Annotated in this window: 20 protein-coding genes; 17 read left to right on the top strand and 3 right to left on the bottom strand. The window is 30.6% G+C overall.

Annotated elements, in window-relative coordinates; translation table 11 throughout:
* Positions 1-33 precede the first annotated feature (33 nt).
* From rlmN to spoVM, 7 genes are all read left to right on the top strand, one after another.
* Positions 34-1,077, top strand: a complete 1,044-nt coding sequence (gene rlmN / locus AC2A4K_RS12105; RefSeq protein WP_322502745.1) for a dual-specificity RNA methyltransferase RlmN — start codon at positions 34-36, stop codon at positions 1,075-1,077.
* Between the two features lie 12 nt (positions 1,078-1,089).
* Positions 1,090-1,809 (top strand): Stp1/IreP family PP2C-type Ser/Thr phosphatase, encoded by a 720-nt coding sequence (locus tag AC2A4K_RS12100; protein ID WP_322502744.1) that lies wholly within the window; start codon positions 1,090-1,092, stop codon positions 1,807-1,809.
* A gap of 1 nt (position 1,810) precedes the next feature.
* Entirely contained in the window at positions 1,811-3,874 is a 2,064-nt protein-coding gene (pknB, locus tag AC2A4K_RS12095; protein WP_322502743.1) for a Stk1 family PASTA domain-containing Ser/Thr kinase, read from the top strand.
* A 190-nt stretch (positions 3,875-4,064) separates the two neighbouring features.
* Positions 4,065-4,928, top strand: coding sequence for a ribosome small subunit-dependent GTPase A (gene rsgA / locus AC2A4K_RS12090; RefSeq protein WP_322502742.1), 864 nt, complete (start codon positions 4,065-4,067; stop codon positions 4,926-4,928).
* Entirely contained in the window at positions 4,928-5,581 is a 654-nt protein-coding gene (gene rpe, locus AC2A4K_RS12085) for a ribulose-phosphate 3-epimerase (protein ID WP_322502741.1), read from the top strand. The genes rsgA and rpe overlap by 1 nt, the downstream gene beginning before the upstream one ends.
* 1 nt (position 5,582) lies before the next feature.
* Positions 5,583-6,212, top strand: coding sequence for a thiamine diphosphokinase (locus tag AC2A4K_RS12080; protein WP_322502740.1), 630 nt, complete (start codon positions 5,583-5,585; stop codon positions 6,210-6,212).
* 32 nt (positions 6,213-6,244) lie between these two features.
* Positions 6,245-6,361, top strand: coding sequence for a stage V sporulation protein SpoVM (spoVM, locus tag AC2A4K_RS12075; protein WP_416173348.1), 117 nt, complete (start codon positions 6,245-6,247; stop codon positions 6,359-6,361).
* A gap of 92 nt (positions 6,362-6,453) precedes the next feature.
* Here the strand turns inward: spoVM and rpmB are convergent, their stop codons facing one another.
* The gene (rpmB, locus tag AC2A4K_RS12070; RefSeq protein WP_003458496.1) at positions 6,454-6,645 is read right to left on the bottom strand and encodes a 50S ribosomal protein L28; all 192 of its coding nucleotides are present in this window, start codon (positions 6,643-6,645) and stop codon (positions 6,454-6,456) included.
* A 194-nt stretch (positions 6,646-6,839) separates the two neighbouring features.
* On the opposite strand from rpmB, the gene AC2A4K_RS12065 reads away from it, so the two are divergent.
* The 6 genes from AC2A4K_RS12065 to AC2A4K_RS12040 all read left to right on the top strand — a co-directional run bounded on the left by AC2A4K_RS12065 (position 6,840) and on the right by AC2A4K_RS12040 (position 12,795).
* Positions 6,840-7,187 carry an Asp23/Gls24 family envelope stress response protein gene (locus AC2A4K_RS12065; RefSeq protein ID WP_322502739.1) on the top strand — a complete coding sequence of 116 codons (348 nt, stop codon included), beginning with the start codon at positions 6,840-6,842 and terminating at the stop codon, positions 7,185-7,187.
* Positions 7,188-7,200: 13 nt separating this feature from the next.
* On the top strand, positions 7,201-8,847 hold the full coding sequence (locus AC2A4K_RS12060) for a DAK2 domain-containing protein (protein ID WP_322502738.1): 1,647 nt from the start codon (positions 7,201-7,203) through the stop codon (positions 8,845-8,847).
* A 257-nt stretch (positions 8,848-9,104) separates the two neighbouring features.
* Positions 9,105-11,138, top strand: coding sequence for an ATP-dependent DNA helicase RecG (gene recG, locus AC2A4K_RS12055; RefSeq protein WP_322503251.1), 2,034 nt, complete (start codon positions 9,105-9,107; stop codon positions 11,136-11,138).
* A gap of 64 nt (positions 11,139-11,202) precedes the next feature.
* Positions 11,203-11,760, top strand: a complete 558-nt coding sequence (gene rsmD / locus AC2A4K_RS12050) for a 16S rRNA (guanine(966)-N(2))-methyltransferase RsmD (protein ID WP_322502737.1) — start codon at positions 11,203-11,205, stop codon at positions 11,758-11,760.
* 1 nt (position 11,761) lies between these two features.
* Positions 11,762-12,256: a pantetheine-phosphate adenylyltransferase gene (gene coaD / locus AC2A4K_RS12045; RefSeq protein ID WP_322502736.1), complete on the top strand. Its 495-nt coding sequence runs from the start codon at positions 11,762-11,764 to the stop codon at positions 12,254-12,256.
* An 8-nt stretch (positions 12,257-12,264) separates the two neighbouring features.
* Complete coding sequence (locus tag AC2A4K_RS12040; RefSeq protein ID WP_322502735.1) at positions 12,265-12,795, top strand: ATP synthase subunit B family protein; 531 nt, start codon at positions 12,265-12,267, stop codon at positions 12,793-12,795.
* Here the strand turns inward: AC2A4K_RS12040 and ylbJ are convergent.
* Together ylbJ and AC2A4K_RS12030 are read right to left on the bottom strand one after the other, a co-directional pair.
* On the bottom strand, positions 12,778-13,938 hold the full coding sequence (gene ylbJ, locus AC2A4K_RS12035) for a sporulation integral membrane protein YlbJ (RefSeq protein ID WP_322502734.1): 1,161 nt from the start codon (positions 13,936-13,938) through the stop codon (positions 12,778-12,780). The genes AC2A4K_RS12040 and ylbJ overlap by 18 nt on opposite strands.
* Positions 13,939-14,006: 68 nt before the next feature.
* A complete protein-coding gene (locus tag AC2A4K_RS12030; protein WP_322502733.1) occupies positions 14,007-15,212 on the bottom strand; it encodes a nucleotidyltransferase in 1,206 nt (401 codons plus the stop codon).
* A gap of 235 nt (positions 15,213-15,447) precedes the next feature.
* Between AC2A4K_RS12030 and pta the strand changes: the two genes are divergently transcribed.
* The 4 genes from pta (at position 15,448) to rpmF (ending at position 18,563) form a co-directional block, all read left to right on the top strand.
* Positions 15,448-16,449 (top strand): phosphate acetyltransferase, encoded by a 1,002-nt coding sequence (pta, locus tag AC2A4K_RS12025; protein WP_322502732.1) that lies wholly within the window; start codon positions 15,448-15,450, stop codon positions 16,447-16,449.
* A 108-nt stretch (positions 16,450-16,557) separates the two neighbouring features.
* Positions 16,558-17,751 carry an acetate kinase gene (locus tag AC2A4K_RS12020; protein ID WP_322502731.1) on the top strand — a complete coding sequence of 398 codons (1,194 nt, stop codon included), beginning with the start codon at positions 16,558-16,560 and terminating at the stop codon, positions 17,749-17,751.
* A gap of 218 nt (positions 17,752-17,969) precedes the next feature.
* Entirely contained in the window at positions 17,970-18,365 is a 396-nt protein-coding gene (locus AC2A4K_RS12015) for a YceD family protein (protein ID WP_322502730.1), read from the top strand.
* Positions 18,366-18,380: 15 nt separating this feature from the next.
* Complete coding sequence (gene rpmF / locus AC2A4K_RS12010) at positions 18,381-18,563, top strand: 50S ribosomal protein L32 (RefSeq protein WP_003449428.1); 183 nt, start codon at positions 18,381-18,383, stop codon at positions 18,561-18,563.
* Positions 18,564-18,585: the final 22 nt, after the last annotated feature.

Below are 18,585 nucleotides of genomic sequence, written 5' to 3'. Positions count from 1 at the left end.
TAGCAAAAAGATGAACATGGAAGGTGAGGCTATATGAAGAACATCTTAGATTTTACATTAGAAGAGTTAAAAGAATGGATGAAAGAAAATGGAGAAAGTGCTTTTAGAGCAAAGCAAATATTTGATTGGATATACAAAAAAGAAGTTTTTAACTTTGAAGATATGAAAAATATTTCAAAGACTCTTATAAGCAAGCTTTCAGAGAATTTTTATATAGGTATCCCTGAAGTTATAGATTCTTTATCATCTAGTGAAGATGGAACTAGGAAGATCCTTTTAGGATTAAATGATGGAAACATAATTGAATGTGTTATTATGAGATATAAATACGGTAATTCAATTTGTGTTTCCACACAAATTGGTTGCAGAATGGGATGTAAGTTTTGTGCATCTACATTAGAAGGTATGGTAAGAAATTTAACTGCGGGAGAAATATTATCAGAAGTTTTAATTGGACAAAAACTTCTAGGAGAAAGAATATCTAATATAGTTTTAATGGGAAGTGGAGAACCATTAGATAACTATGATAATGTTATGAAGTTTTTAGAGCTTGTTAATGCTGATTATGGGTTAAATATAGGGCAAAGACATATAACATTATCTACATGTGGACTTGTGCCGAAAATTCGTGACATGGCAGATAAAGAAATGCAAGTAACTTTAGCGATTTCATTACATGCTGTTTCAGATGAAAAGAGAAGAACAATAATGCCAATAGCTAATAAATATTCAATTAGTGAGATTTTAGATTCTTGTAATTATTATATTGAGAAAACAGGAAGAAGAATAACTTTTGAATATTCTTTAGTTAGCGGAGTAAATGACACTAAGGAAGATGCCAAAAGCTTAGGTAGATTATTAAAGGGCATGCTTTGTCATGTGAATTTAATTCCTGTAAATGAAATAAAGGAAAATGAATTTAAAAAATCTACTAAGAAGAATATAGAAGCATTTTTAAATACTCTTAAAACATATGGAGTAGAAGCTACAGTAAGAAGAGAGATGGGCTCAGACATAGATGCAGCCTGTGGTCAATTAAGAAGAAGTTATATTAAGTCAAAAGGGTTAAAACTGTAGGGGGAAATATTTATGTTAGGATTTGTAACAGATAAAGGTAATGTTAGAGAGTTAAATGAAGATTTTTTATCTTATAGTAGAGAAGATGAATTTTCAATATATGTAGTTGGTGATGGAATGGGTGGACATAATGCTGGAGAAGTGGCTAGTAAAAGAGCTGTAGAAAGCATTATTTGTTTTATAAAAGAAAATTATGGAATAATACCATTGGATAGTCTATTAAAAGATGCAATATTACATGCAAATGCTAAAATATATAATATGAGTCAAGAAAGTACTGGATTATCAGGTATGGGAACAACTATAACAGCTATATTAGAAGTTAAAAATATGGTTTATATTGCTAACGTTGGTGATAGTGCTTGTTTTGGTATTAATGAAAATGGAATTAAAAAATTAACAAAGGATCACTCCTTAGTTCAAGAACTTATTGATAGTGGTTGTATTACAGAAGGAGAAGCTAAAAAGCATCCAAGAAAAAATATAATAACTAGAGCAATAGGAACTAATTCAAATGTTGATGTTGATGTGTTTAAGGTGGATAGACACGAGTATAAAGCATATTTACTTTGCACAGATGGATTAAGCAATGATGTTGATGAAGATGAAATTTGGAAAAAAGTAATAAAAGCTGAAGACTTTCATAATGCATGTAAGGATTTAGTTGAAATGGCTAAAGAAAGAGGAGGACGAGATAATATCACCGTGTTAGTTTTTGGAGGAGAGAAATAGAATGATAGGTAAAATCTTAGGGAATAGGTACGAGTTACTTGAGTGTATAGGTGAAGGCGGCATGTCCTTTGTCTACAAAGCTAGATGTAGAAAACTAAATAGATTCGTAGCTGTAAAAATATTAAAAGATGAATTTAAAAACAATGAAGAAATTGTTAGAAGGTTTAAAAAAGAGGCTACAGCTATTGCAAACTTATCTAATCCAAATGTAGTAAATGTATTAGATGTCGGAACTCAAGAGGATATGAACTACATTGTTATGGAATATATAGAAGGTAAAACTTTAAAGGACATAGTCCAAGAAAAGGGAGCTTTACCTTATGAGGTTGCTATAAGCATAGGAATAAAAGTTGCTAAGGCTCTAGAATGTGCTCATAGAAGTGGAATTATACATAGAGATGTTAAACCACAAAATATTTTAGTTACAGAAGAAGGTGTTGTTAAAGTAACAGACTTTGGAATAGCTAAATCTATGGATTCCTCAACAATAGCTCATACTAATAGTGTTATGGGGTCAGCACATTATTTTTCTCCAGAACAAGCTAAAGGAACTTATACTGATTATAGAACTGATTTATATTCTTTAGGAATAGTTTTATATGAAATGGTTACTGGAGTTGTTCCTTTTAATGGAGACTCACCAGTTACCGTAGCTGTAAAACACATACAGGAGAAAGCAATACCTCCTAAAAATATAAACCCTAATATTCCAGATAGTTTAAATGATTTAATATTAAAGGCTATGGAAAAGGATCCTATTAATAGATATCAAACGGCTAAGGAAATAATAGGTGATTTAGAAAAAATAAAAAACAATCCTGATGTTGTAATATCATCAAAGGCAGGAGCGGATAAAGAACAATTTACAAGAGTTATGTCTCCAGTTGTTGTTCCAGATGCTGATACTAGTAAGCCTGAAGAAGATGAAGATGATGACGATGGTTATGATTATGATGATGAAGATGACGATGATGAAGACGAAAATCAGGAAGTAGCTGAAAATAAAGATAAGAAGCCTGTAACTACAAAGAAAAAGAAGACAAAATCAAAAATACTAATAGTTCTTGCAACTATTTTAGTAATTGTGTTAGGTATATCACTTGGATTCTTAGGTATGAAGAAATTTGTAGAAGGCGGAAAAGAAAAAGATGTAAAAATACCTAATGTTGTTGGCGAAAAGGCAGAAGATGCTAAGAGTCAGTTAGAAGCTTTAGGATTAAAGGTATTAGAGGTTACAGAAGAAAGCGACCAAGAAAAAGGAATTGTATTAAAGGTTGATCCGAGTGTAGATGCTACTGTAAAGAGTGGTAGTGAAGTAAAACTTACTATTAGTGGAGGAGAAAGCCAAATAAAGGTTCCAAATTTAGCAGGAATGGATTTAGATGGCGTTAAGAGTACTTTAAATAATTTAGGGTTAAAACTTGGAGATGTAGGCTATGAATATAGTGATAGTGTTCCAAAGGGACAAATTATATATCAAAGTCCAAATGCTAATGAATCAGTAGATAAGGATTCTAAAGTAAATGTCACTATAAGTAAAGGTAAAGAAATAAAAACAACAACAGTAAATATTCCAGATGTATCTGGAAAAAGTGTGGATGAAGCAAAATCTATCCTAGCTAATGCTGGTGTTGGAGTAAATGCTGTTAAGGGTGATGCTGCTAAGAGTGAAGGTGAGGCTGGTAAAGTTTATAGCCAAAGCCAATCAGGATCTCTTACAATTAAACAAGGGGAAAAATTAACTATAACAATTAATTATTATGGTGATTATGTTCCACCAAAACCAACTGAGCCAAGTGATAATGGTAGCCAAAATAATGGTGGTCAAAATAATGGTGGTCAAAATAATGGTGGTGGCCAGAATAATGGCGGTCAAAATAATGGTGGCGGCCAAAATAATGGTGGAGATCAAAATAATGGTGGTGGCCAAACTAATGGCGGAGATCAAAACCATGATGGAGACAAAACTAATGGTGGAGATTCATCAACTAATCCAAATAATCCAAATCAAACTAGTACAAATGGTCAACATGCAAGTACTAGTACTTCAAATAAAAAATCATAATATAAAATAAAAGGGAGTTAATACTCCCTTTTATTTTATAAATTTTTATAAGTGGGAGAATTTTATTAATTATAAATAGAAATCAGTGTTAGGAGAGAAAGAAGTTAATATATAATGCTTAAGCTTCTTGCATTTTATATTAAAATTTGTTTATTATAAGAATATATACTATTAAAGATAGGGAGGAAATATGGAAGGAATTATAATTAAAGGAATAGGTGGATTCTATTATATAAAAACAGAAGAAGGAATTATCGAGTGTAAGGCTAGAGGAAAGTTTAGATACAATTCATTAAAACCTATGGTAGGTGATAGAGTTACAATAAAAGTAGAGAATGGAAAAGGTGTAATAGAAGAAATACATGAGAGAAGCTCAGAGCTTATAAGACCAACTGTTGCAAACGTAACACAAGCTTTTGTTGTATTTGCAATAAAGAATCCTGATATAAATTTAGATTTATTAAATAGATTTTTAACTCTTTGTGAGTATAATGACATACATGCTGTTGTCTGTTTAAATAAAGAAGATTTATGTACAGAAGAAGAAAAGGAAAAATTAAAAGAATTAATAAATGATATAGGTTATGAGGTTCTCTTCATAAATGCTAAGGCAGGAAAAGGATTTGATGCCTTAAAAGAAAGATTAGCAAATAACATAACAGTTCTTTGTGGTCCCTCTGGAGCAGGAAAATCTACGCTTTTAAATGCTTTTATAGATAGAGATCATATGGAAACTGGAAGTGTAAGTGAGAAAATTGGAAGAGGTAAGCATACTACTAGACATAGTGAACTTATAGATGTAGATAATGGATTTTTAGTGGATACTCCAGGTTTCACTACTTTAGATGTTACTTTTATAGATAGAGACAGTTTAAAGTATTGTTTCCCAGAATTTAATGAGTACAATAACCTTTGTAAATTCAATGGATGTAATCACTATAAAGAGCCTAAGTGTGCTGTAAAAGAAGCAGTTGGAGAGGGTAAAATAAATAAGCTAAGATATGAATTTTATATAAAAACCTTAGAAGAGATAATAAATAGGAGGGGTAATTAATGGTTAAAATAGCACCATCAATATTATCAGCAGATTTCAGTATTTTAGGAGAACAAGTTAAGAGAGTAGAAAAAGGTGGGGCAGAGTTCTTACATATAGATGTAATGGATGGTCATTTTGTTCCCAATATAAGCTTTGGATTTCCAATAATGAAAGCCATAAGAGGACTAAGTAATCTTGTTTTTGACGTTCATTTAATGATAGAGGAACCAGGAAGATACGTAGATGAATTCATAAGTGCAGGAGCAGACTTAATAACTGTACACTATGAAGCAGATAGACATATTGATAGAACAATAAATTATATAAAGAGTAAAGGATGCAAAGCAGGAATAGCTTTAAATCCAGGAACACCAGTTTCAATGCTTCAAAATTTAATATCTTCACTAGATATGGTATTAATAATGTCTGTTAATCCAGGTTTTGGAGGACAAAGTTTTATACCATATAGCTTATACAAGATAAGAGAAGTAAAACAAATGGCTAAAGCATGCGGTAAAGAAGACTTATTAATCCAAGTTGATGGAGGAGTAGGTGCAAATAATATAAAAGAGATAGTAGAAGCAGGAGCTAATGTTTTAGTTGCTGGATCAGCTGTATTTAAAGAAGATAAAATAGAAGAAAACATTAAAGCTTTAAGAGAGGCACTATAATATGAAAGCACTTATAATAGCTGGAGGAGAAAAACCTAGTAAAGAGTTATTAGAAAGTGAGATTAAAAATTGTGACTTATTAATAGCTGCTGACAGAGGGGTTGAGGCTTATTTAGAAAATGGCTTTACTCCAGATTACGCCCTAGGAGATTTTGATTCCATAGGAGAAGAATTTAAGTATATATTAGATAATATAAAGATAGAAAAATTTAATCCAGAAAAAGATAATACTGATACAGAAATTGCATTTTTTAAAGCTGTGGAGCTAGGGGTAACAGAAATTGTTTTTTTAGGGGTTACAGGAACAAGATTAGACCATGTTATGGCTAACTTAGGACTTTTAAGAGAATCTTTAGTAAGAGGCATAGAGGCATATATTATTGATGATAATAATAAAATTTATCTAAAGAATAAAGGGACAACTCTTAAAAAAGAGTTTGGAGCATATATATCTTTTCAAGCATTTGGTTCACCAGTAAACAATTTTTCTATAAAGGGTTCTAAATATGAACTACATAATCATAAACTTTTAATAGGAGATTCATTATGTGTTTCTAATGAGTTTATTGATGAATATATTGAAATATCCTTTGAAAAAGGTGAAGTTTTAGTTATATATTCAAGAGATTAAACACAATTTGAGTTTCTTCTGCATAAAATAAAATGAGAAATAATTTTAAAGGTAGGAGAGAGTTTATGAGAATAATGACTATTAAGTTGCCAAAATTCTTAGCTAAGATAGTTAGGGCTTTTAAGGGTAATAAAAAATCTAATACATAAGATGGAAAAAATAAGGGATAAGTAAGACTTATCCCTTATTTTTGTGCAAAATAAAAATGCAGTTTAATAACTGCATTTTTGCCAAAGATTTCTTATATAGCTCTTTGAACTTTTCCAGATCTTAAGCATCTTGTACAAACGTGAACAGTTTTTGGTGTTCCTTTAACGATTGCTTTAACCTTTTTTATGTTAGGAGCCCAAGTTCTCTTTGATTGTCTGTGTGAGTGACTGTATTGTACTCCAGCGACAACTCCTTTGTTACAAATCTCGCATCTTCTTGCCATTAAAAACACCTCCTTTAAAATGAAGATAAAATCTTCAATAGGACAGATAATATTCTATCATAAGATATACTAATTGTGCAAGTATAATATTAAAATAAATCTTTAAAAATATGTTGCTAAACATATATAGTTCTTGAATAATAAATGTATTTAATATAGAATATAGTATATGTAATAGTTGAGGAGGAATCGCCATGATTGGATATTCAAATGAATATGGAAATGTGTCTTACACTGATGACGTTTTAGCAAAAATTGTTGGGTTATCAACAATGGAATGTTACGGAGTCGTTGGAATGGTTTCTAAGAGCGCTACAGAAGGCCTTTGGGAGTTAATGAGAATAGAAAACTTAACAAAAGGCGTAAAAATAGATAATAAGACTAATAAGTTAACAATAGAAGTATTTGTTATGGTAGAGTATGGTACAAAAATATCTGTAATAGCAAACAATATAATTCAAAAGGTTAAGTACAATGTTGAAAATTATACTGGGCTTAAGGTATCTAGCATAACAGTAAATGTTCAAGCGGTTAGAGTCTAGGAGGTAAAACAGAATGAAATTTAATAAGATAAATGGGGAACACTTGTATTATATGATGAGTAATGCAGCAAATAAGTTAGAGTTACAGAGTGAATATGTAAACTCTCTTAATGTTTTCCCAGTTCCAGATGGAGATACAGGAACAAATATGTCTATGACATTTAGAGCAGCTGTTAAGGAAATTGAAGGAATGAACAGCAAAAATATTGGCGAAGTTTCTAAGAAATTAGCTAAGGGGGCACTTATGGGTGCTAGAGGAAACTCAGGTGTTATTCTTTCACAAATTCTTAGAGGTATCTCAAAAGGGCTTGAAGGAAAAGAAGAAGCTGATGCAAGTGAATTTGCTAATGCACTTTTAGAAGGTAGTAAATCAGCTTATAAGGCTGTAATGAGACCAACAGAGGGAACAATACTTACAATTGTTAGAACTGCTGGAGAAGTGGCTGTAGCTTTAAAAGAAGATGATATAACTGAACTTATGAGAGAAGTCTGCAGAGAAAGTAAAATAATGCTTGATAAAACACCAGAAATGTTACCAGCGTTAAAGAAGGCTAAAGTTGTTGATTCAGGCGGAATGGGATTATTAATAATCCTTCAAGGAATACAAGAAGCTTTAGAAAATGATTTAAAAGTAACTACAGGAACACCTCAAGCTGTTAAATCTTCTGTGGCTAAGGCTCAAAGAAGTGAATCTATGAGTGAGGAAGACATTAAGTTTGGATATTGTACTGAATTCATAATACTAGGTGATGCAACTCATGCAGAAGATTTTAAATCAAAGGTTATAGATAAAGGTGACTCTTTAGTTGTAGTTGGATATGAGGATGTAATTAAAGTCCATATTCATACAAATAATCCAGGAAAAGTTCTTGAAGAAGCAGTTAAATTTGGAGAGCTTTCAAAGATTAAAATTGATAACATGAGAGAAGAGCACAGAGAAATGCTTGAAGGTATGTATGAAGAAGAGGCTGAAACAGAGGAAAGCGTTGCAGCTGAGGAATTTAAAAGATATGCATTTATATCAGTAGCAATGGGTGAAGGTATGAAAAACATATTTAAGGACTTAGGTGTTGACTATGTTATAGAAGGTGGTCAAACTATGAACCCAAGTACTCAGGATATGTTAGCAGCTATTGAAAAATTAAATGCTGAACATATATTTATTTTACCTAATAATAAAAATATAATTATGGCAGCTAACCAAGCAGCTGAGATTTCAGACAAGGATATAAGAGTTATACCAACTAAGACAATTCCTCAAGGAATAACTTGTATAACTATGTTTAATCCAGAGGCTGATGTAGAAGAAAATGTTGAAGAATTAAAAGAAGCCATGGAAATGGTTAAAACAACTTCAGTAACATATGCTGTTAGAGATACTGAAATTGATGGAAAAGAAATCAAAGAAGGTAATATCTTAGGCTTAGTTGAAGGTAAGATAAAAGAAGTTGGAGAAGATCCATATAAAGTAGCTGAAGACTTAATAGATTCTTTAGTTGATGAAGATTCAGAGTTAATCACTATATTCTATGGTAAAGACTGTGAAGAAGAAAAGGTTGATGCCTTAATTGAAAAATTAGAAGAAAAATATGATGACTTAGATGTTCAGTGCTATAATGGAGAGCAGCCATTATACTACTTCATAATGTCAGTAGAATAAATTGAGATTTGATATTTATTAGATAAATTTTAGTTTTTGTTAAAACTAATAGAAATAGAAATCTTATTATGGGGTTATAGCTATATTTTTATGGTTATAATCCTTTAATTTTGCAATTTTACTTTAAAATTTGGCTATGTTTTAAAGTAATATTTTTAAAAAACATGATGTAGAAATTATTAATTAATCGCCATAGTTCTATGGAAATTGGATAGAAAGATTTAGTTGAACTTTTTTATCTGAAGGAGGGGATTAGGATTAACATATATGATGATATAGGATTTATAAAGGGAGTTGGACCTAAGCTTAAAGAAAAACTTAATAAAGTAGGAATATTCACTGTTTTAGATTTACTTTTATATTTTCCTAGAGATTATGAGTTTTTAACTGATGACATAAATCTAAGTGGAGATACAAGTGGTGAAAAAGCTATTTTAAAATGCAGGGTTCAAAGTTATGGAAGTTCTATAAGAACTAGAAATGGAAAAACGCTGACCACTATTAATTTTACATACAATAATTTAAAAGTTGTTGGAAAATGGTTTAATCAGCCTTATATTAAAAGGAATTTCACTTTAGGCAATGAATATAACCTTATGGGGAAATTTAAAAAGGTTGGTAACACTTTAGAGGTTATTAATCCATTAATACCATGTAAGGAAGCTAATAAAAGTGAAATACTACCTATATATACATTGAAAAATGGATTAACTAATAAGGTTATAGTAAAGTTAATAAATGAAATACTTAAGAATATGGTTATAAAAGAAAATTTACCTGATGAAATAGTTAAAAAATATAAACTAATTTCATTAGATGAGGCCATAAGAAGTATTCACTTTCCTGATGGAAGAGTAGAATTACAAAGTGCTATAAATAGATTAAAGTTTCAGGAACTTTTTACTTATTCTTTAAAGATAATAATGATGAAAGCTCACATAAAGAAAGAAAATAGTGGTATAAGTTTTAAAATGAGTCCTCTTCTTAAGGATTTAAAGGAGTCATTACCATATACTTTAACTAATGCACAATCTAGAACTCTTAGAGAAATACTGATGGATCAAAAGAGAAATATTGCTATGAATAGATTGGTGCAAGGGGATGTTGGTTCAGGAAAAACTCTAGTTGCTTTAATATCTATGTTTAATGTATATATGAATGGATATCAAACAGTACTTATGGCACCTACTGAAATTTTAGCTAATCAGCATTATGCTGAAGCTAAGAAATATTTAGATGATTTTGGAGTAGATATAGAGCTTTTAACAGGTAGCACTAAAGAGAAGGAAAAGAAGAGAATAAAAGAAAAAATCGCTTCAGGAAAAGAAATAATGTTAATAGGGACTCATGCAGTTATACAAGATGACGTAGATCTTAATAACTTAGGACTTGTAGTAACAGATGAGCAACATAGATTTGGTGTTGAACAAAGAAGTAAACTTATAAACAAAAATAAGAGAGCAGATGTTTTAGTAATGACAGCAACACCTATTCCAAGAACTCTTTCCTTATATTTATATAGTGATTTGGATATATCTATAATAGATGAACTTCCACCAGGAAGAAAACCAATAGATACTATATTGGTAGATATGAACCATAGAATGAAGGCCTATGAATTTGCCTTAAAGGAAGTTGAAAAGGGAAGACAGTTTTATATAGTTTCTCCTTTAATAGAAGAAAATGAAAAACTGAATTTAAACTCCGTTGAGAAAATTTATGAGGAACTTAATAATGGAATATTTAAAGATATTAGAATTGAGATCTTACATGGCAAAATGTCAGGAAAAGATAAGGATGAAATTATAAACACCTTTAAAAAAGGGGAAATAAAGGGTATAATATCTACAACGGTTATAGAAGTAGGTGTTAATGTACCAAATGCTACAATGATGATTATAGAAAATGCAGAAAGATTCGGGCTAGCACAGCTTCATCAGCTTAGAGGAAGAGTAGGAAGAGGAGAACATAAGTCATCTTGTATTCTTATAGCAAATACTAAAAATGATGTTACTAAAAGAAGGATGGAAATAATGACAGAAAGTTCAGACGGTTTCTATATAGCTGAGGAAGATTTGAAATTAAGAGGTGCAGGAGAAGTCTTTGGTATGAGACAGCACGGAGATGAAGGATTTATCTTGGCAAATGTAGTTGATGATATAAATATATTAAAATGTGCTAATCATGAAGCGAAATTAATCGTAAATAACATAAATGAAGATAATAAAAAACTTTGTACAGAAATAATGAGAGGAATTGAAAGAAATAGTAGATACATTTGTTTCAATTAGTAAATTGTTCAAAAACTAGTAATGTGATAAAATAATTAAGGAAAATCAAAGGAGGACATCAAAAATGAGAATAATAGCAGGAAAAGCAAGAGGAAGAAAACTATTATCACCACCAACACATGAAACAAGACCAACACTAGATAGAGTAAAAGAATCAATGTTTAGCATGATTCAATGGGATATTCCTGATGCAGTAGTTATAGATGTTTTTGCAGGAACAGGAAGTTTAGGATTAGAGGCAGCAAGTAGAGGCGCTAAGGAGTGCTACTTAGTTGATAAAAGTCCAGTAACATTTCCAGTTTTAAAGAAAAATATAGAGTCATTAGGATTCGGAGATTTTTGTCATGCTCTAAACACAGATGCTTATTCTGCATTAAGAAGTTTAGCTTCAAGAGGAAAAGTATTTGATTTAATGTTTATAGATCCTCCATACATGAAAAATCTTATTCCAGAAGCTATAGAGATAATAGAAGAGAAGAACTTACTTCAAGAAGATGGATTAATAGTTACTAAGATAGATTCAAGTGAAGAAATCTTTGAAGGAACTGAAAAGATAAAACTTACAAAGGTTAAAAAATACGGAAATACAACAGTTTGCTTTTATAGAATAGAGGAGGACTAAAATGAGGGTAGGGGTTTATCCAGGAAGTTTTGACCCTATTACTAAAGGACATCTAGACCTTATTGAAAGAGCGGCAAGTAAATTTGATAAGGTCATAGTGGCTGTTCTTATAAACATAAATAAAAAAGGTATGTTTTCTATAGAAGAAAGGGTTAATCTTATAGAGAAATGTGTTGAGAAATACGGTAATGTTGAGGTTAAGAGCTTCAATGGGCTTTTGATTGATTTTGTGAGAGAAGAGAAAGCAGATGTAATAATAAAGGGATTAAGATCAGTAACTGATTTTGAATATGAATTCCAAATGGCACTTATGAATAGAGAATTAGCAAATGAGGTTGAAACCGTATTTATGGTTACAAGCCCTAATTATTCCTATATAAGTTCATCTGCAATAAAGCAAGTTGCAAGTTTTAATGGAGAAATAAAGAACTTCGTTCCGAAGGAAATAGTTGAAGATATAGAAGAAAGGATTAGCATTTTGAGAAGGGAGGGGTAATTATTAACATGGAGTCACAAGTTATTGAAATTTTAGATTACTTAAGAGATACTGTTGACGGGGCTTCTAAAGTACCTATAACTGGTAAGGTTGTTGTTGATAGAAAAGAGGTCATTGAACTTATAGACCAGGTAATTAATTGTCTTCCAGATGAGATTAAGAAAGCACAATGGGTTTTAGGAGAAAAGGAAAGAATCTTGGCTGAAGCTAGAAAAGAGAATGAGAGTGTTAAGCAAGAAACTTACGAAATGATGAAAAAGAGAATTGAAAATCATAATATAGTAAAAGAAGCAGAATTAAGAGCCCAGGAGATAATAGCTAATGCTCAAAGACAAGCAAAAACTATTAGACTAGGCTCAAGAGAATATGCTGATGAAATATTATCTCAATTAGAAAATGAAATAACAAATAAAAGAGAAGACTTTCTTAACCATATGAAAAATAATATGGAGAAATTTGCTATTGGCTTCACTGAAGACTTAGATAAAGCAACAAGTGAAATAAGAAGTAACATTAGGGAATTAAGAGGCGATAAATAGTTTATACAAAATAGCCAATCCTAAGGTTATTCCTATAATAAGTATTAATGGAGAAAGTGTAATTAAGAAAGAACTTTCTATTAAAAATACTGATATATTATTTTTAAATATCATATAGATAAAGAACATTAATACGAAAGAAATTATTCCTTGTAAAACTTTATAAAGAAAGTATTTTAGTATAGACACATTTTCTTTATAAAAGAAAGAAGATGTTTGAGCTATAATTGAAAGTCCACCAAAGGAACTTAAGAATGAAATCAAGGATAATTTGCTTAAAATTGATAAGTTACTAGAAGCAATTATGTTACAGCCGTTTGTAACCTCTATGCCTCCTAGGAATAAGCCATTAAATATATCTTCTGGTATATTTAATAGGGAACTTAAACTTGTTAATGTTCCAGTTGAAACAAATAAGGTTTTTACCATGCTTATTACTACTGAAAACATAATTACGTATCCACATAGGACAAGTATATTTAATGAAGCATCTTCAATAGACTTTTTTATTACTTCTCCTATATTATAGTGGGACTTGCTTTCAGTAATATCTTTACCAGGAAGAGAGATTTTTTTCTCTCTTTTTTTATTTTTAGTTATTATTCCCATAATAACTACTGAAAGATAACTTGGTATTAATAGCAAGTATCCTAAAGTAGAATTACCTAACATGGATGTACCCACAGCACCTAATAAAAATAAAGGACCTATATTAGAAGCAATGTTTAGAAGGTGTAAAAATTCATCATGTCTTATAATACCTTTCTTATATAAATCTGTAGAATATTTTGCTCCTAATGGATATCCACAAAGAAAGCTTGCTACCAAAGCGAAGCTACAAGGATAGCTTAATCCTAGAGGCCTACATAGTATAGGACCCAAAATTTTTGAGTATAGCTTTATTCCATCTAGATTAATTATCATATTACAAATAACCATAAATGGAAACATTGTTGGAAGTACAGAGTAAAAAAATAACTTTGCACCGGCTAAGGATGCTTCCATGGAAAGTTTAGGATTAATTATGAAGTATATTACAGTTAGGGTTAGGAATAGAGAAAAAATAATATTGCTTTTTATCTTCAATAATTTTATTAAAATTATGCTAAGTATTATTATAAGTAAAAATAAAATACTATACATGGTTTCCTCCTTTTGCGAAATCATATATAGTATTTATATTTAAGTACATATAATAATATTATTGTTATCTAAAAAATAATAGGACTATTTAAATAGTCACTGTTAACTTTAATAGATGAATTTAAAAGACTATAAATATTAGTGGATTTTATGTCAAATTCTAACAAGGGATCTGGTTTAGATTTTGATAATTTATTAACGATATTTATTTCTGAATTTTGCTTAATCTCTTTTAAAATTTCTCTTCCTTTATTATTGAAGCCTAAAATCCTTATATATTTAGGAGGGGATTTTCTAAGAGACAGAAGTTCCTTATCTACACATAAAAGAACATGGCATAAAATTCTATTAAGTCTAGTATAAGAATAGCGTTTACTCTTACATAAATTTATTAGTTCATCTAAAGAATTGGCTTTTCCTATGTTTTGAATTATCTTATTATCTATTCCTTCAGATGCTTCAGGTATTTCCTTTAATATATTAGGATTGCTTATTATAGCATATTTAACTAAATCAAACATTTTATCTATACTACTAAATGAAGAGTTTTTAAGTATTTTATAACTAGACTTAGGCATAAATTCAAGACTTTCTTCTATGCTTGATGTATAAATGCTCTTTCTTATAGCAGATGCAGAAGCTATTTCGTTTTTGGAAAGTTCTTCTTTGTTATAATCAGCACCTAATCTTTTAATTGTAAAAGGTGTTATAGAACTTTGAAGTTTATAAAGGCTTTTACAATATTCTATGGCTAATATATTATTAGAAGAATTTAAAACTGTTTCTAAATAAGAAAAGTCTATTTTAAAATTATTATTTTCTAGGTACTTCATTAAAGCTTTGCTTCTAGCTTTAGGAAAAGGAAGCCCCTCCTTTAATAACTCTTTCAAATATTCTTTAAATTCTTGTGGTTCATTGACAATAATTTCACTAAGTTTTTTTATTAAATCTATATCTCCACATTCAGAACCAAAGCAAAGATTATCAACAACATTTAGAGAGTTTAATAAAGAAACGGCTCCAAAGGCGAAAAATTCAGCTGAGGAAGTTGCAAAAAGAGTTGGAAGTTCTACCACTAAATCAACTCCAGCTTCTAATGCCATTTTAGTTCTAGTCCATTTATCAGTTAAGGCTGGTAAACCTCTTTGGACAAAGTTTCCACTCATAACACAAATAACTCCATCACAGTTAGTGAGTTCTTTTGAGGATTTTAAGTGGAGTTCATGACCTAAATGAAAAGGATTATATTCAGTTATTATGCCAGTTATATTCATATTAAATCACCGCTTTTTCATAGTTTGATAAAAATATAATACCCTAATATATAAAAATAATAAAGGGTATAAATTTATAAGAAAATTCAGATAATTTTTAATATAAAAAAAATATTATTATGTGGTTTTTTTATTTGTTATCTGTTGAAAAATATATTAGTATAGGAGTATAGTATTATTAGTATTGTGTGTGATGACACATAAGATCTGCTTTGACTTGAAAGGAGAAATTAACATGGAACTTATGAAACAAATATGGGAGAGTGCTAAAAATAATAGAAAAAAGATAGTACTTCCAGAAGGTGATGAAGAGAGAACTCTTATTGCTTCACAAAAAATAAAAGAGGAAGGACTTGCTGATGTTTACTTAGTGGGTTCAGAATCAGTAATTAGAGAAAAAGCTGAAAGTTTAGGAGTGAATTTAGACGGAGTAAACGTAGTTGATCCTGAGACTTCAGATAAATTAGAAACTTATATAAACGAGTTTTACGAGTTAAGAAAAGCTAAAGGAATGACAGTTGAAAAAGCTGGTAAAATCGTAAGAGATCCTTTATATTTCGGAACTATGATGGTAAAAATGGGTGATGCAGACGGAATGGTATCAGGTGCTGTACATACAACTGGTGACCTTTTAAGACCAGGTCTTCAAATAATAAAAACTGCTCCAGGAGTATCTGTAGTATCAAGTTTCTTCATAATGATGGTACCAGGATCAGAATATGGAGAAGGTGGAATGTTATTATTCTCAGACTGTGCTGTTAATCCAAATCCAAATGCTGACCAATTAGCAGCAATAGCAATAGCTACTGCTGATACTGCTAAAAATCTTTGTAAAATGGATCCAAAGGTTGCAATGCTTTCATTCTCAACAATGGGAAGTGCTGACCACGATTTAGTAACAAAGGTAAGAGTAGCAACAGAAAAAGCTAAGGAATTAAGACCAGATTTAGATATAGATGGTGAATTACAATTAGATGCTGCTATAGTTGGAAAGGTTGCTTCTCAAAAAGCACCAAACAGCAAGGTAGCAGGAAAGGCTAATGTTTTAGTATTCCCAGACTTACAAGCAGGAAACATAGGATATAAATTAGTTCAAAGATTTGCTAATGCAGAAGCTATTGGACCAGTTTGTCAAGGTTTTGCTAAACCTATAAACGACCTTTCAAGAGGATGTAGTTCAGAAGATATCGTTAATGTTGTTGCAATCACTGCTGTTCAAGCACAAGCAACTAAATAATTATATGAAAAATTAAGTTGTTAGAATTTATATAGATAGAGATGGATAGAATTAATATGAATTAAGCTTAATAAGCTGAATTTATAAGATTAATAGGAGGATTTTATAATGAAGGTATTAGTTATAAACTGCGGAAGCTCATCATTAAAATATCAATTAATAGATATGACAAATGAAGAAGTTTTAGCTATCGGATTAGTTGAAAGAATAGGATTAAATGGATCTATATTAACTCAAAAAGCCGGAGAAGACAAATATGTAATTGAAACACCTATGGAAAATCATCAAGTTGCTGTTGATTTAGTTTTAAAAGCTTTAGTTGATAAAAAGCACGGTGTTATAAAATCAATTGATGAAATAAATGCTGTTGGACATAGAATTGTACATGGTGGAGAAAAATATTCAGAATCTGCTTTAGTTACAGAGGAAGTTATGAGAGATTTAGAAGAGTGTTCTAAATTAGCACCGCTTCATAATCCAGCACATATAATTGGTATAAAAGCTTGTCAAAAATCAATGCCTAATGTACCAATGGTTGTTGTTTTTGATACTGCATTCCATCAAACAATGCCAGCAAGTTCATATATGTATGCTTTACCATATGAGTTATATGAAAAAGAGCATATAAGAAAATATGGATTCCATGGAACTTCTCATAAATATGTTTCAGCTAAAGTGGCAGAAGCTATGGGTAAAAACATAGAGGATTTAAAAATAATAACTTGTCACTTAGGAAATGGAGCAAGTATATCTGCTATAAAAGATGGAAAATGTTTAGATACAAGTATGGGATTCACTCCTCTTGCTGGATTAGTAATGGGAACTAGATGTGGAAGTATAGACCCAGCTGTAGTTACATACTTAATAGATGAATTAGGATATACTGCAGAAGAAGTAAATACTTTAATGAATAAAAAATCAGGAATATTTGGAGTTTCAGGAGTAAGCAGTGACTTTAGAGATGTTGAAGCAGCTGCTGAAAAAGGAAGTAAAGAAGCTCAAATAGCCTTAGATTTATTTAGAAATTCAGTAAAGAAATGTATAGGTTCATACATTGCTGAGATGAACGGCTGTGATGTAATAGTATTTACTGCTGGAGTTGGAGAGAACTCAATCATAGAAAGAGGAGCTATTTGTAGAAACTTAGAGTTCTTAGGAATTGAGTTAGATGAAGAAAGAAATAATATAAGAGCTAAGGTTGCTGAAATAAGCAAAGAAGGTTCAAGAATTAAACTTTACGTAGTTCCAACTAACGAAGAGCTAGTAATAGCACAAGATACAGTAAGTATTGTAAGTAAATAATTATAAAATGCTTGACTTTTAAATAGGTAATCAATATAATAAGATATGTGTTGTTTAGGAATAAACAATGCATATCTTATGTTAAGGAGCGTGAAAGTAGTTACTTAACTACGTAAATTATGAAATTAAATTTTTCAGAATTATGCTCAAAAAGAGAAAGAAGAAAATCTTTAGATTTTGTTCTAGATTTAAAAAGCTTTGAATTTGAAGGCGAAAATATGAAGGTTGTAAAGCCTCTACATTTTACTGGTGAATTTATATCTAGTGAGTCTTTTATAGAGTTATTAGGTAATATCACTGGAGAACTTCAGATGAAGTGTTCAAGATGTTTAACAAATTTCTCTTATGAAGTATCAATAGATATGGATGAGAAGTTTACAAATAATTCAAACCAAGAAGATGATTCTATTGCTTTTGTAGAAGGCGACGAATTAGATGTTGCTGAAGCGGTAGTAGAAAACGTAATTTCAACCTTACCTATAAAAAGACTTTGCAGTGAAAGCTGTAAAGGGCTTTGTCAAAAATGTGGTATTGATTTAAATAAAGAAACATGCCAGTGTGACAATGAAGAAATTGACTTAAGAATGGCAAAGCTAATGGACTTGTTTAAGTAATAAGGAGGTGTAACAATGGGAAATCCAGCTAGAAAAACGTTCAGAGCAAAAAGAGATTCAAGAAGAGCTCAAACTTTCAAGGCGAGCTTACCAGGTATCGTAGAATGCCCACAATGTCATGAAATGAAAATGGCTCATAGAGTATGTAAAAACTGCGGACACTACAAAGGTAAAGAAGTAGTATCAGTTGAAGAATAAAAGAAAGTCTTATGACTTTCTT

It is taken from the genome of Clostridium sp. LIBA-8841 (assembly GCF_057782475.1).
The sequence above is the reverse complement of the archived record's forward strand: the minus strand, read 5'-3'. Positions and strand labels throughout refer to the sequence as shown.

Bases quoted from the DNA above. Each gene is read 5' to 3' on its own strand.
- rlmN (WP_322502745.1), top strand. From the start codon at position 34: ATGAAGAACATCTTAGATTTTACATTAGAAGAGTTAAAAGAATGGATG.
- AC2A4K_RS12100 (WP_322502744.1), top strand. From the start codon at position 1,090: ATGTTAGGATTTGTAACAGATAAAGGTAATGTTAGAGAGTTAAATGAA.
- pknB (WP_322502743.1), top strand. From the start codon at position 1,811: ATGATAGGTAAAATCTTAGGGAATAGGTACGAGTTACTTGAGTGTATA.
- rsgA (WP_322502742.1), top strand. From the start codon at position 4,065: ATGGAAGGAATTATAATTAAAGGAATAGGTGGATTCTATTATATAAAA.
- rpe (WP_322502741.1), top strand. From the start codon at position 4,928: ATGGTTAAAATAGCACCATCAATATTATCAGCAGATTTCAGTATTTTA.
- AC2A4K_RS12080 (WP_322502740.1), top strand. From the start codon at position 5,583: ATGAAAGCACTTATAATAGCTGGAGGAGAAAAACCTAGTAAAGAGTTA.
- spoVM (WP_416173348.1), top strand. From the start codon at position 6,245: ATGAGAAATAATTTTAAAGGTAGGAGAGAGTTTATGAGAATAATGACT.
- rpmB (WP_003458496.1), bottom strand. From the start codon at position 6,645: ATGGCAAGAAGATGCGAGATTTGTAACAAAGGAGTTGTCGCTGGAGTA.
- AC2A4K_RS12065 (WP_322502739.1), top strand. From the start codon at position 6,840: ATGATTGGATATTCAAATGAATATGGAAATGTGTCTTACACTGATGAC.
- AC2A4K_RS12060 (WP_322502738.1), top strand. From the start codon at position 7,201: ATGAAATTTAATAAGATAAATGGGGAACACTTGTATTATATGATGAGT.
- rsmD (WP_322502737.1), top strand. From the start codon at position 11,203: ATGAGAATAATAGCAGGAAAAGCAAGAGGAAGAAAACTATTATCACCA.
- coaD (WP_322502736.1), top strand. From the start codon at position 11,762: ATGAGGGTAGGGGTTTATCCAGGAAGTTTTGACCCTATTACTAAAGGA.
- AC2A4K_RS12040 (WP_322502735.1), top strand. From the start codon at position 12,265: ATGGAGTCACAAGTTATTGAAATTTTAGATTACTTAAGAGATACTGTT.
- ylbJ (WP_322502734.1), bottom strand. From the start codon at position 13,938: ATGTATAGTATTTTATTTTTACTTATAATAATACTTAGCATAATTTTA.
- AC2A4K_RS12030 (WP_322502733.1), bottom strand. From the start codon at position 15,212: ATGAATATAACTGGCATAATAACTGAATATAATCCTTTTCATTTAGGT.
- pta (WP_322502732.1), top strand. From the start codon at position 15,448: ATGGAACTTATGAAACAAATATGGGAGAGTGCTAAAAATAATAGAAAA.
- AC2A4K_RS12020 (WP_322502731.1), top strand. From the start codon at position 16,558: ATGAAGGTATTAGTTATAAACTGCGGAAGCTCATCATTAAAATATCAA.
- AC2A4K_RS12015 (WP_322502730.1), top strand. From the start codon at position 17,970: ATGAAGGTTGTAAAGCCTCTACATTTTACTGGTGAATTTATATCTAGT.
- rpmF (WP_003449428.1), top strand. From the start codon at position 18,381: ATGGGAAATCCAGCTAGAAAAACGTTCAGAGCAAAAAGAGATTCAAGA.